The 12,232-nt window shown below is 42.0% G+C and carries 9 protein-coding genes and 1 pseudogene; 8 read left to right on the plus strand and 2 right to left on the minus strand.

All coding sequences use genetic code 11. The features are described from left to right. Window positions 1-127: 127 nt before the first annotated feature. The 3 genes and pseudogenes from CXF81_RS20735 to CXF81_RS17955 all read left to right on the plus strand — a co-directional run. A pseudogene (locus tag CXF81_RS20735) lies at window positions 128-365 on the plus strand (glutathione S-transferase family protein); the annotation flags it as partial. A gap of 288 nt (window positions 366-653) precedes the next feature. Beyond that, entirely contained in the window at window positions 654-2,072 is a 1,419-nt protein-coding gene (locus CXF81_RS17950; RefSeq protein WP_101182767.1) for a mannose-1-phosphate guanylyltransferase/mannose-6-phosphate isomerase, read from the plus strand. A gap of 81 nt (window positions 2,073-2,153) precedes the next feature. Then, on the plus strand, window positions 2,154-3,608 hold the full coding sequence (locus CXF81_RS17955) for a phosphomannomutase CpsG (RefSeq protein WP_101182769.1): 1,455 nt from the start codon (window positions 2,154-2,156) through the stop codon (window positions 3,606-3,608). Between the two features lie 97 nt (window positions 3,609-3,705). Here the strand turns inward: CXF81_RS17955 and CXF81_RS17960 are convergent, their stop codons facing one another. After that, on the minus strand, window positions 3,706-4,125 hold the full coding sequence (locus tag CXF81_RS17960) for a DUF3429 domain-containing protein (RefSeq protein ID WP_101182771.1): 420 nt from the start codon (window positions 4,123-4,125) through the stop codon (window positions 3,706-3,708). An 80-nt stretch (window positions 4,126-4,205) separates the two neighbouring features. Further along, window positions 4,206-5,486, minus strand: coding sequence for a citrate synthase (locus CXF81_RS17965; protein WP_101182772.1), 1,281 nt, complete (start codon window positions 5,484-5,486; stop codon window positions 4,206-4,208). Between the two features lie 430 nt (window positions 5,487-5,916). Between CXF81_RS17965 and sdhC the strand changes: the two genes are divergently transcribed. The 5 genes from sdhC to sucA all read left to right on the plus strand — a co-directional run bounded on the left by sdhC (window position 5,917) and on the right by sucA (window position 12,231). Then, a complete protein-coding gene (gene sdhC, locus CXF81_RS17970) occupies window positions 5,917-6,291 on the plus strand; it encodes a succinate dehydrogenase, cytochrome b556 subunit (protein WP_101182773.1) in 375 nt (124 codons plus the stop codon). Continuing rightward, entirely contained in the window at window positions 6,285-6,632 is a 348-nt protein-coding gene (gene sdhD, locus CXF81_RS17975) for a succinate dehydrogenase, hydrophobic membrane anchor protein (protein ID WP_101182775.1), read from the plus strand. Before sdhC ends, sdhD begins: the two co-directional genes overlap by 7 nt. Window position 6,633: 1 nt before the next feature. Further along, window positions 6,634-8,406 (plus strand): succinate dehydrogenase flavoprotein subunit, encoded by a 1,773-nt coding sequence (gene sdhA, locus CXF81_RS17980; RefSeq protein ID WP_101182776.1) that lies wholly within the window; start codon window positions 6,634-6,636, stop codon window positions 8,404-8,406. A gap of 14 nt (window positions 8,407-8,420) precedes the next feature. Next, window positions 8,421-9,131: a succinate dehydrogenase iron-sulfur subunit gene (locus CXF81_RS17985; protein ID WP_101182778.1), complete on the plus strand. Its 711-nt coding sequence runs from the start codon at window positions 8,421-8,423 to the stop codon at window positions 9,129-9,131. A gap of 271 nt (window positions 9,132-9,402) precedes the next feature. Continuing rightward, the gene (gene sucA, locus CXF81_RS17990) at window positions 9,403-12,231 is read left to right on the plus strand and encodes a 2-oxoglutarate dehydrogenase E1 component (protein ID WP_101182779.1); all 2,829 of its coding nucleotides are present in this window, start codon (window positions 9,403-9,405) and stop codon (window positions 12,229-12,231) included. The last annotated feature ends 1 nt before the right edge of the window (window position 12,232 follow it).

Genomic DNA, 12,232 nt, shown 5'->3' on the forward strand with positions numbered 1-12,232 from the left:
ATCGTGGTAAACGTTCTAAAAAATAGAACGTAGGGACCGATTTTAGCAGGTTACGTTCTATAAATTTAACGCTTTACTATCAACATCAACTTACTATGTTAAATAAGAGGAATTCATCATGGGTTAATTAGGCAATGGTGTATGGCAAAGCCAATGGTACGACACTAAAAAGAGTAATGGCAAATTTGTTCGTCAAGATTCTGCATTTAAGAAATATAATTTCTAATCAGCAAGGCGCTGAATTTATCCCTTAATCAGGTCGCTATCATTTGTTGTGAGTTTAGCCTGTCCTTGGGCTCATCGGACATTGATTTTTAGAACCATAAAAAGGGTTAGACTCTCACATATCAGTTTCGGTAGTGAGCCTGATATGTTAGAAACAACGCTCAGTCAGACGCGTTTTTTACTTGGTCGTGAAATTACCGAGGCTAAATGAGCCGGTTGTGCACTATGAACCATTTGTGATGAGCTCCCAAAAGGAAATCAATCAAGTTTAATATGATTTTCGACAAGATGTGCTAACGCAATAGAGGGGCGCCAAGTATATTTGGTCGGCAATTCCTTAAAAAATAGATAAAATATGGCGGTTTTGCATTGAATAAAGTGCTTTTATTCAATACCATCAAGCCAATTATGATTTAAAAGGAACGTTCATGAAGCCTGTTGTTCTTGCTGGTGGCACTGGAAGCCGTTTGTGGCCAAAGTCTCGCGCTGCATTACCCAAGCAGTTTTTAGCGCTAACGTCTGATAAGACAATGCTGCAAGATACTATTTTGCGGTTACCCTCTGATAAAATGGAGTTGCCCCTTTTCATTTGTAATGAAGAACATCGCTTTATGGCAGCAGAACAATTACGTGTCGCCAATATTAATTACGACAGCATTATATTGGAACCGGTTGGCCGTAATACTGCTCCTGCAATTGCCTTGGCGGCTCTGAGAGCGCTGCAACAGGGTGAAGACCCAGTGCTGTTAATACTGGCGGCAGATCATCTTATTTCTGATCATAGTGCTTTTCACTCAGCACTCGATAAAGCCACCGTGTTGGCTAATGAAGGCAAGTTAGTTACCTTCGGTGTGGTGCCAAACGAGGCGCATACAGGCTATGGCTATATAAAATCAGGCGAGCCAGTTAATGAAGTCGGTTTTAAAGTTGCTGAATTTGTTGAAAAACCAGATTTGGCAACGGCGCAAGAATACCTTGCAAGCGGCAAATATTACTGGAATAGCGGCATGTTTATGTTTAAAGCAAGTGTCTATTTGCGTGAGTTAAGTGAACATGCACCAGGTATTTTTGCTGCCTGCACCAGCGCAATGGAAAACACCGATAAAGACATGACATTTATCCGAGTTGATGCCGAGGCTTTCGCTAAATGCCCTGATGATTCAATCGATTATGCCGTTATGGAACATACATCTGACGCCTGCATGGTGCCTTTGGATGCTGGTTGGAACGATGTTGGCAGTTGGACGTCGTTATGGGAAACATCAGAAAATAAGGATGGATCGGGCAACGTTGTTATTGGTGATGCAATCCTTGATGGTGTCACTAATAGTTATATTAATTCTGAGCAACGTCTTATTGCGGTAATAGGCTTAGATGATATCGTCGTGGTCGAGACCAAAGATGCTGTATTGGTAGCAAACAAAAATAAAGTGCAGTACATTAAGAACGTTGTTAGTCAATTAAAAGCCCAAAAGCGTCCAGAGTTTGAGTTTCATCGCGAAGTATTTAGACCATGGGGCAGTTACGATTCTATTGACAATGGCACTCGTTACCAAGTCAAACGCATTAGTGTAAAGCCGGGTGAAAAACTCAGTGTGCAAATGCATCATCATCGCGCAGAACATTGGATTGTGGTGTCAGGTAGTGCCAATGTAACCATTGGTGAGAAAACATTGTTAGTGACGGAAAATGAATCTGTTTATATTCCTATTGGTGAAATTCATGCATTGGAAAACCCCGGTAAAATTCTTTTAGAGCTTATCGAAGTCCAGTCTGGAAGTTACCTTGGCGAAGACGATATTGTTCGGTTTTCAGACCGATATGGGCGTGTTGAAGAAAAAAAATAACAGAGTAGAAAAAGAAGGTGACTTTATTTCCTCCCTCCTTGATCTCTCTATTTTCAAAGTAAAAATCAAAGACTAATAATAATGACTAAAATTACGTGTTTCAAAGCTTACGATATCCGTGGCGAACTGATAGAGCAATTAACCGAGTCTGTTGCATATCGCATTGGTAGAGCTTTTGCAGAAGAACTGCAAGCGCGCAGTGTTGTGGTAGGTGCCGATGTAAGAAAAACATCTATTCCACTTAAATTGGCTTTATCTGCCGGCCTCATTGATGGCGGCGCTAGCGTCAGCGATTTAGGAATGTGTGGGACAGAAGAAATTTATTTTGCAACTAAACACCTGGGTGTCGATGGTGGTATTGAAGTAACAGCATCTCATAATCCGATTAATTACAATGGATTAAAACTGGTTAAAGCCGGCTCCATTCCAATTAGCGGTGATAGTGGCTTGTTTGCGATACGAGATAGAGCTGAAAGTTACGATGAGATGAATGTGCAGGCTCGCTTGCATGCCTTCAGTGATGGTGAACTAGTGAGCGATGATGACTTTCTCAATGGTATGCATTCCATACAGGAAAGAAAGCTACTTGAAACTCACCATTATGAGCGTGTTAGTTGTGTAAATGACTACGTTTTGCACCTAGCAAGTTATATTAACTATAAAAAGCTATCTCCTTTAAAGTTAGTCGTTAATGCGGGTAATGGCTCTGCCGGGCCTGCGCTTGATGCTATTGAACTGTTTTTTCAGCACCAACATGTCGCTGTTGAATTTATTAAAGTGCACCATGAAGCTAATGGCGATTTTCCTAATGGTATTCCTAACCCTTTGTTACCCGAAAATCGGGCTGATACAGCAAATGCGGTGATTGCTCATAAGGCTAATATGGGAATTGCTTGGGACGGTGATTTTGATCGTTGTTTTTTATTCGATGAAAAAGGTCAATTTGTCGAAGGCTACTACATCGTCGGCTTATTAGCGCAAGCCTTTTTAGCAAAAGAAAAGGGCGCGCGTATTATTTATGATCCACGGGTTTTTTGGAATACTGAAGAAATTATCAAAGTGGGTAGAGGAAAGGCGGTTAAATGCAAAACTGGGCATGCTTTTATAAAGGAAAGAATGCGTAAGGAAGATGCGATCTATGGTGGCGAAATGAGCGCTCATCATTACTTTCGTGACTTTGCATATTGCGATTCGGGTATGATCCCATGGATGCTTGTTGCAGAGTTGCTTAGCACCACAAAACAACCATTATCAGCATTGGTGAGAGAACGTATTGAAGCGTTTCCCTCGTCAGGTGAAATCAATTCTACGGTTGAAAACGCAGGGTTGACGATTAAAAAAGTGGTTGAGTATTACGGCGATCAAGCCCAAACGATTGATAAGACAGACGGCATTGGTATGGAGTTTGGTACTTGGCGTTTCAACTTGAGAAAGTCTAATACAGAGCCCGTAATACGTTTAAACGTTGAATCTAGAGGCGATATAGCCTTAATGCAAGAGAAAACCAAAGAACTGATGGATTTAATAACCGGTTAATACGACGTAAATATTCTACTGTCATTGGTTTTGAGTCTTCATACATGAGACATGCCTTACGATCTAGCTAATTGAGAACGAGTTGTTGTCGGCTTTCTTATGCGACTAAAGCCATTGCTAGGTGGCACACTACAACAATTGTGGTTAGTGCCAAGCGCAACGTTGTGTACTCAATGATTTTTGCTTTTTGCATAACCAAGGTATATTTGTCGTACATGAGCATGCCAATAAATGCGCAAGATAAAATACCTAATAACACGTTACCGTCAAGCATCACCAATCCTAACCAGCCCACAATACTGGGTAGCATAGCCACATATAACTGATGGTTAACGCGGTTATTCTGGAGTGCATCATACCAATGAATACCACCAAAGAATGAAAGTATAATGGCTGAGTATTGTACAAAGTGTTGAAATGTATAGTAATAATTAGTTATGTCAGTGACTATTAACAGCGGAAGACATATAAATGGTAGTAGTCCCGCGTAACCAAGTATTTTAAACTGTATTGGCATATTAACCCTTTGATTTGTATGTTTAGTTTGATAAAAAAGGCGCCAAAAGGCGCCTTAATCTTTAACTAATAAAGCGTAGATTACCTTTTTATAGGAGTATACTTACGCTGCCCTTCGCCCGTATACAACTGACGTGGACGACCAATTTTTTGACCTGGTTGACTTAGCATTTCATGCCAATGCGAAATCCAACCTACTGTTCTCGATAATGCGAAAATGCAGGTAAACATATTGGTAGGAATACCAATCGCTTTGAGTATAATTCCTGAGTAGAAGTCGACATTAGGGAATAACTTCTTCTCTGCGAAATATGGGTCACTCAGCGCAATACGTTCTAGTTCCATTGCGACTTCAAGAAGTGGATCGTTTAACTTCAATTCAGCCAATACTTCGTGACAGCTTTCACGCATAACGGTCGCTCGAGGGTCGTGATTTTTATAAACACGATGGCCAAAGCCCATCAAACGGAACGAGTCATCTTTGTCTTTTGCTCTGTCAATGAATTCTGGAATACGGTCAACGGTGCCAATTTCTTCTAGCATTTCTAAACATGCTTCGTTGGCGCCGCCATGTGCAGGACCCCACAAAGAAGCAACACCCGCAGCAATACATGCATAAGGGTTTGCACCTGAAGACCCTGCTAAACGAACGGTAGACGTAGATGCATTTTGCTCGTGATCTGCATGTAATATAAATATTCTATCCATCGCACGCTCAACAGTTGGACTAATTTTATACTCTTCCGCGGGCACTGAGAACATCATATTGAGGAAATTTCCAGCGTAACTTAGGTCATTTCGTGGGTAAACAAACGGTTGTCCAACGTTATACTTATAGCACATTGCAACTAACGTTGGCATTTTCGCAATTAGACGATGCGCGCTGCGAAGACGCTGGTCTTCACTGTTTACATCTAAGTCACTGTGGTAGAACGACGACATTGCGCCAACGGTGCCGCAAAGCATCGCCATTGGGTGAGCGTCATTTCTGAAACCATGAAAGAACATGTTAATTTGCTCATGCAATAGGGTGTGACGAGTAATTGTGTCTTTGAATTGAATATATTCTTCTGTTGTGGGCGCGTGTCCGTGCAAAAGCATATGACAAACTTCTAAATAATCAGAATCGCGTGCTAACTCATCTATTGGATAGCCTCTATGTAATAATACACCTTTGGCTCCATCAATGAATGTAATTGAAGATTCACATGAACCTGTAGCCATGAAGCCTGGGTCGAAAGTAAAGTAACCTTTGCCGCCCAAAGCTCTGACGTCAATCACAGGATGACCTGCAGTTCCAGTCAAAATTGGAAGTTCGATTTCTTTATCACCTACTTTTAAAATGGCTATATCATTTGCCATGCAGTGTTCTCCTCTTTAATTTACCACTGTATCGTTGTAGTCGAAAAATACGTTATTATCGACAATATTGTTCACATCGTGACGAAAAGTGGCGCTATTTGTACTGGTATTGTAATAGTAAGTCAATTTAAATGCACATTCGATTAATAAATATTCTGTATTGACCGACACTATTAAGGGGGGTAATAAATGTTTAAGACTAAAGCCTTAATAGACAACAAAAAATTGTAATTTAATGGACGGATTGTTATATTATAGACCGCTAAATCGAAGCAATCTTTTTTGTTCCAATTTAGTCATATTTAATTCACAAATTGTTAACAAATATAGGGCGCTAGTACGCCCCGCAAAAGTAAAACACACAACTCAGGTAAGCGCATAAACCATTCATTAGTGGTGCACTACCAAGAACGACTACAGGCATATTATTGTGAAGAAACAAAGACCAGTAAATTTAGATCTTAATACCATTAGTTTTCCACCCGCAGCGGTTGCATCAATTCTCCACCGTGTAACAGGAGTGGCAATGTTTTTCGCATTGTTGTTTGTCATTTACGCTTGGGCTACCTCTGTTGCGTCAATCGAAGGATATAATTCCGTTAACAGCATGATGGAGGCTTGGTACGGAAAAGTAATTTCAATTGGTACCTTGTCGGCGCTGTCATACCACATTATCGGTGGTATAAGACATGTAGTAATGGACATGGGTTATTGGGAAGAGCTTGATTCAGGTAACAATAGCGCAAGAGCTGCGATGGTAATGTGGGTTGTGATAACAATCGTATTAGGAGTTATATTATGGTAACGAACGAAGCATCAATGAAAAGGAACGGTATTCAAGATTACGTTTCGACGCGCACCACGGCTGCCATCATGACTGCATTTACATTTTTTATGGTGTATTTTTTCGTGACAACCCCAGTTATTACGTTTGAAGTGTGGCAGAGTCTCTTTGCAAATATTTATATGAAGGCATTTACGCTAGCCACATTGATCTCAATTATGATACACGTGCGTATAGGATTGTGGCAGGTATTAACAGATTACGTTAAACCAACTGGTTTACGCGCCGGTCTTCAATATGTTCTTAACCTTATTGCATTCGCGTATGTTGCAGTAGGTCTTTTCGTTTTATGGGGTGTATAATATGAGTTTACCCGTGCATGAGTTTGACGCGGTAGTTATTGGCGCTGGCGGCGCCGGCATGCGAGCTGCTTTGCAGATTTCAGAGTCTGGTAAGTCGTGTGCTTTGTTATCCAAAGTGTTTCCGACCCGTTCACATACAGTATCAGCACAAGGCGGTATTACCGTTGCACTAGGTAATTCACATGAAGATAACTGGGAATGGCATATGTATGACACCGTAAAGGGGTCAGATTACATTGGCGATCAAGAAGCCATTGAGTACATGTGTAAAACAGGTCCTGAGGCTATTATCGAAATGGAAAACATGGGTTTGCCTTTTTCGCGTACTGAAGAAGGCAAAATATACCAACGTCCATTTGGCGGGCAGTCTACCAATTTTGGTGGCGAGCAAGCAGCAAGAACAGCAGCCGCAGCTGATAGAACTGGCCATGCGTTATTACATTTATTGTATCAACAAAATGTAAAAAATCGCACAAAAGTGTTCAGTGAGTGGTATGCGCTAGACCTAGTTAAAAACCAACAGGGTCAGGTTGTCGGTTGTACAGCAATTGATATTGAAACTGGCGAATTGGTCTACTTTAAATCGAAAGCCGTCGTATTAGCGACTGGCGGCGCTGGGCGCATTTATGCCTCTACCACTAATGCGCACATCAATACTGGAGATGGTATTGGTATGGCAGTCAGGGCTGGTGTCCCACTACAAGATATGGAAATGTGGCAATTTCATCCGACAGGTATCGCCGGTGCAGGTACGCTTGTAACTGAAGGTTGTCGCGGTGAGGGTGGTTACTTATTAAATAAAGATGGTGAGCGTTTCATGGAACGTTATGCGCCAAACGCGAAAGACCTTGCCGGTCGTGACGTAGTCGCACGTTCGATGATGACAGAAATTCGTGAAGGTCGTGGTTGTGATGGTCCTTGGGGTCCTCATTTGAAACTGAAGCTCGATCACCTGGGCAAAGATGTGTTGGAATCACGTTTACCGGGTATTCTTGAATTATCAAGAACCTTTGCACACGTTGACCCTGTAAAAGAACCGATCCCAGTAATACCAACTTGTCACTATATGATGGGCGGGATCCCGACTAACGTTAATGGAGAAGTCATTAACGTTGACATTGATGGTAACGAATCCATCGTAGATGGCCTGTTTGCTTGTGGTGAAATTGCGTGTGTTTCTGTGCATGGCGCTAACCGTCTTGGCGGTAACTCGTTGCTTGACCTCGTTGTATTTGGTCGTGCTACCGGTTTACATCTTGGTAAAAGTTTAGACCAAATGGATGTGAAAAGTGATGCGTCGGCTTCAGACATTGAAGCAACAATGGCGCGCTTTAATCGCTGGGAAAGTTCTGAAAAAGGCAAGGGTGAAGACCCTGTGCAAATCAAGAAAGACATGCAGCAGTGCATGCAGCTAAACTTCTCGGTTTTCCGTGAAGGTGAAGCAATGGCCGAGGGCCTTCAGGAACTTAAAGATATTCGTGAACGTTTGCAAAATGCGCGTTTAGATGACAAGAGTTCAGATTTCAATACCCAACGTATTGAATGTTTAGAGCTAGATAACCTAATGGAAACCGCATACAGCACAGCTGTTGCAGCGAACTTTAGAACCGAGAGTCGAGGCGCGCACAGCCGTTTCGATTTCCCTGAGAGAGACGATGAAAATTGGTTGTGTCATAGCTTGTATTTACCGAATACAGATTCTATGCGTCGTCGTGAAGTAAATATGACGCCGAAGCTTAGAGAAGCCTTTCCGCCGAAAGTACGTTCTTATTAATAGGAGTAATCATTATGATGTTAGATTTTTCGATTTATCGATATAACCCAGATGTAGATGATGCACCTAAGATGCGAGATTATCAGTTAGAGGTCGAAGACGGCCAAGACATGATGGTGCTTGACGCTTTGATTGCATTAAAAGAAAAAGACCCGACATTGTCTTTCCGTCGCTCATGCCGTGAAGGTGTGTGTGGTTCTGACGGTATGAACATGAACGGTAAAAATGGCTTGGCGTGCATCACCCCTTTGTCGTCTTTACGCAAAGGCAAGATTGTCGTTCGTCCTTTGCCGGGTCTGCCTGTTGTGCGTGACCTAGTAGTCGATTTGACGCAATTTTATACTCAGTATGAGAAGATTAAGCCATTCTTGATCAATGATGACAAACAACCGCCAGCACGTGAGTTTATACAATCACAAGAAGACCGAGCTAAATTAGATGGTCTTTATGAATGTATTTTATGCGCATGTTGCTCATCTGCTTGCCCATCATTTTGGTGGAACCCAGATAAATTTATTGGGCCAGCTGGCCTATTGCACGCATATAGGTTCTTAATTGATTCTCGTGACACCGCTACCGACGAACGTCTGAATAATTTAGATGACGCGTTTAGTGTATTTCGTTGCCATAGCATCATGAACTGCGTTAGCGTCTGTCCTAAAGGGTTGAACCCAACAAAAGCAATCGGCCAGATTAAGTCGATGCTGTTACAACGGGCTGTTTAGTGCCTATTACCTATTCGCTAGGTACGTTTGAATGCTAAATAGCTGTCCCGAGAGGGACGGCTATTTTTTTATGCAAACAAAACTAAATCAAAAATTAATATCAATTAAGAGATAATGATTTAAGAATTCGAGTTTTTCCTATAATTGAGCTTATATATGTCATCTTATACCGTTATAGTCGTATATATCCTTATAAAAGCGTAATACTTAATTTACAAAAAGAATCTACTTAGAATACAATGCACATAACTTTTTATATCAAGGCTGAAGAATGCAAGATAGCGTGATGAAAGCATGGTGGGATTCATCCCACATGGCGGGAGGTAATGCCGCTTACATTGAAGAGATGTATGAAGCTTACCTTGACGATCCACAAAGTATTTTAGAAAATTGGAAAATTATCTTTGATGCACTCCCTAAGGTAGAGGGGGTAGAAGTCGAATCCAACCATACCCAAATCAAGGCTGATTTTAAGCACATGGCCTCATTAGGCCCCGCTGCACGTTTTACTTCAGGCGCTGCGGCAACGCAAGGCGGTGTTCAAAGTGATGAGCGACAGGTAAAAGTATTGCAGTTGATCAATGCTTACCGTTTTCGTGGTCATCAACACGCCAACCTAGACCCATTAAGTCTATGGATACAGCCTAAAGTGCGAGATTTGGAATTAAAACACCATAATTTATCAGAAAGCGATTTCGGCGCCATGTTTAATCTTGGCTCTTACGCTGTTAATGCTGACAAAATGGGCTTAGGTGATTTATTTAAATCGCTCAACCGCACTTACTGCGGTTCGATTGGTTCTGAATATATGCATATTACAGATACTGAACAGAAACGCTGGCTACAACAGCGTATTGAATCAGTTGAAGCCAAACCAGTGATTGACCGAGACGAAAAAATAAACATTCTCAAAGGCCTCATTGCAGCGGACGGCATGGAGAAATACTTAGGTGCTAAATTTACCGGTGCCAAGCGATTTTCATTAGAGGGCGGAGACGCTTTAGTACCCATGCTTAAAGGCTTGATTACCCAAGCTGGGGCATTTGGAACCAAAGAAGTTGTCATTGGGATGGCTCATCGTGGTCGTTTAAATGTACTGGTTAACGTGTTGGGTAAAAATCCATCGGTATTGTTCGATGAATTTGCTGGAAAACATGACGATACCTTAGGTGCCGGCGATGTTAAATACCATGCTGGTTTCTCATCTGATTTTGCAACATCAGGCGGTAATGTTCACTTAGCCCTTGCGTTTAATCCGTCGCATTTAGAGATCGTTAACCCAGTGGTCATGGGCTCGGTAAGAGCTCGATTACAAAGACGTCATTGCGAAGATGGTTCAGCAGTATTACCAATTACTATCCATGGTGATGCAGCAATTGCTGGTCAGGGTGTTGTGCAAGAAACGTTTAATATGTCACAAACACGCGGGTTTAAAGTGGGTGGTACGGTTCGTATTGTTATCAATAACCAAGTCGGCTTTACAACATCGAACATCGAAGATGCGCGTTCTACTCAGTATTGTACTGATATTGCAAAAATGGTTCAGGCGCCGATTTTCCATGTTAATGCGGATGATCCTGAAGCTGTCATGTTTGTGACTAAGCTAGCACTAGACTACAGAAATAAATTTAAGAGCGACGTCGTTATCGACCTAGTTTGTTATCGTCGCCATGGTCACAATGAAGCTGATGAGCCAAGTGCTACTCAGCCGCTCATGTATCGAAAAATTAAGAAGCATCCAGTGGCTCGCCTAATTTATGCCGATCAATTGATTGCTGAAGGCACGATTGAGAAACACGAAGTTGACAAATTGATGACGGATTATAGAGCAGCACTCGACCACGGTGCTTGTGTTGTTCAAGAGTGGCGGCCTATGACTGAGCATTCAGTGGATTGGTCACCTTACATTGGGCATGATTGGGATGTTGAATACGACGGTAGTTTGTCTGTCGAGAAAATGAAAGAGTTAGGTACGGCGTTAATTAATTATCCTGAAAAGCATCGCTTACAATCTCGCATAAATAAACTTTACCTTGATCGAAAAGCGATGGTTGATGGTGAAAAGATGCTTGATTGGGGAATGGCTGAAAACTTAGCGTATGCAAGTATTCTGGCAGATAAAACTAATATACGTATAACGGGTCAAGATTCAGGTCGAGGCACATTCTTCCACCGTCACGCGGTTTTGCACAACCAAGAAGATGGTTCAACTTATTTGCCATTACAAAATATTTCAGCTGACCAGGGTCGAATGGATATTTATGATTCTGTATTGTCAGAAGAAGCGGTTATGGCATTCGAATACGGTTTCGCCACCGCAGAGCCTTCTTACTTAACTATTTGGGAAGCTCAGTTCGGTGATTTCGCAAACGGTGCTCAAGTCGTGTTTGACCAATTCTTATCCTCAGGTGAAGCAAAGTGGGGCCGCTTATGCGGCTTGACCATGTTATTGCCACACGGTTATGAAGGTCAAGGTCCTGAGCACAGTTCCGCTCGTTTAGAGAGATGGTTGCAAATGTGTGCTGACCATAATTGGCAAGTATGTGTGCCATCGACACCAGCACAAGTATACAATATGTTGCGTCGTCAAGCGGTTCGACCTATGCGTCGGCCATTGATTGTTATGTCGCCAAAATCATTACTGCGTCATCCACTCGCCGTTTCTTCAATTGAGGAGTTAGCTGCTGGTGTATTCTACAACGTGATTGATGAAGTTGATGAGTTAGACCCACAGCATGTCAAACGTGTCGTTATGTGTTCAGGTAAGGTTTATTACGACTTGCTTGACCAGCGTCGCAAGAACCAAAAAGACGACGTTGCAATTGTTCGTTTAGAGCAACTGTATCCATTCCCTCAAGAAGAGTTCAAAGCCATTATGGCTAAGTATGAACATGTGACTGATTGGGTTTGGTGTCAAGAAGAACCACAGAATCAAGGTGCGTGGTATTGCAGCCAACATCATATATGGCAGTCAATTCCGCAAGGATCTAACTTAACTTATGCAGGTCGTAAAGCGTCGGCTTCACCTGCAGTTGGTTATGTTTCTGTACACAACCAACAACAAAAAGCGTTGGTTGAAGACGCACTTACAATAAACTAAG

This window comes from Glaciecola sp. 33A, assembly GCF_002836745.1.
Classification (GTDB): domain Bacteria; phylum Pseudomonadota; class Gammaproteobacteria; order Enterobacterales; family Alteromonadaceae; genus Glaciecola.

Excerpts from the sequence above, each read along its gene's own strand:
- sdhD (WP_101182775.1), top strand. The coding sequence starts at position 6,285 with ATGGTAACGAACGAAGCATCAATGAAAAGGAACGGTATTCAAGATTAC.
- sucA (WP_101182779.1), top strand. The coding sequence starts at position 9,403 with ATGCAAGATAGCGTGATGAAAGCATGGTGGGATTCATCCCACATGGCG.
- CXF81_RS17955 (WP_101182769.1), top strand. The coding sequence starts at position 2,154 with ATGACTAAAATTACGTGTTTCAAAGCTTACGATATCCGTGGCGAACTG.
- CXF81_RS17985 (WP_101182778.1), top strand. The coding sequence starts at position 8,421 with ATGATGTTAGATTTTTCGATTTATCGATATAACCCAGATGTAGATGAT.
- CXF81_RS17965 (WP_101182772.1), bottom strand. The coding sequence starts at position 5,486 with ATGGCAAATGATATAGCCATTTTAAAAGTAGGTGATAAAGAAATCGAA.
- CXF81_RS17950 (WP_101182767.1), top strand. The coding sequence starts at position 654 with ATGAAGCCTGTTGTTCTTGCTGGTGGCACTGGAAGCCGTTTGTGGCCA.
- sdhA (WP_101182776.1), top strand. The coding sequence starts at position 6,634 with ATGAGTTTACCCGTGCATGAGTTTGACGCGGTAGTTATTGGCGCTGGC.
- CXF81_RS17960 (WP_101182771.1), bottom strand. The coding sequence starts at position 4,125 with ATGCCAATACAGTTTAAAATACTTGGTTACGCGGGACTACTACCATTT.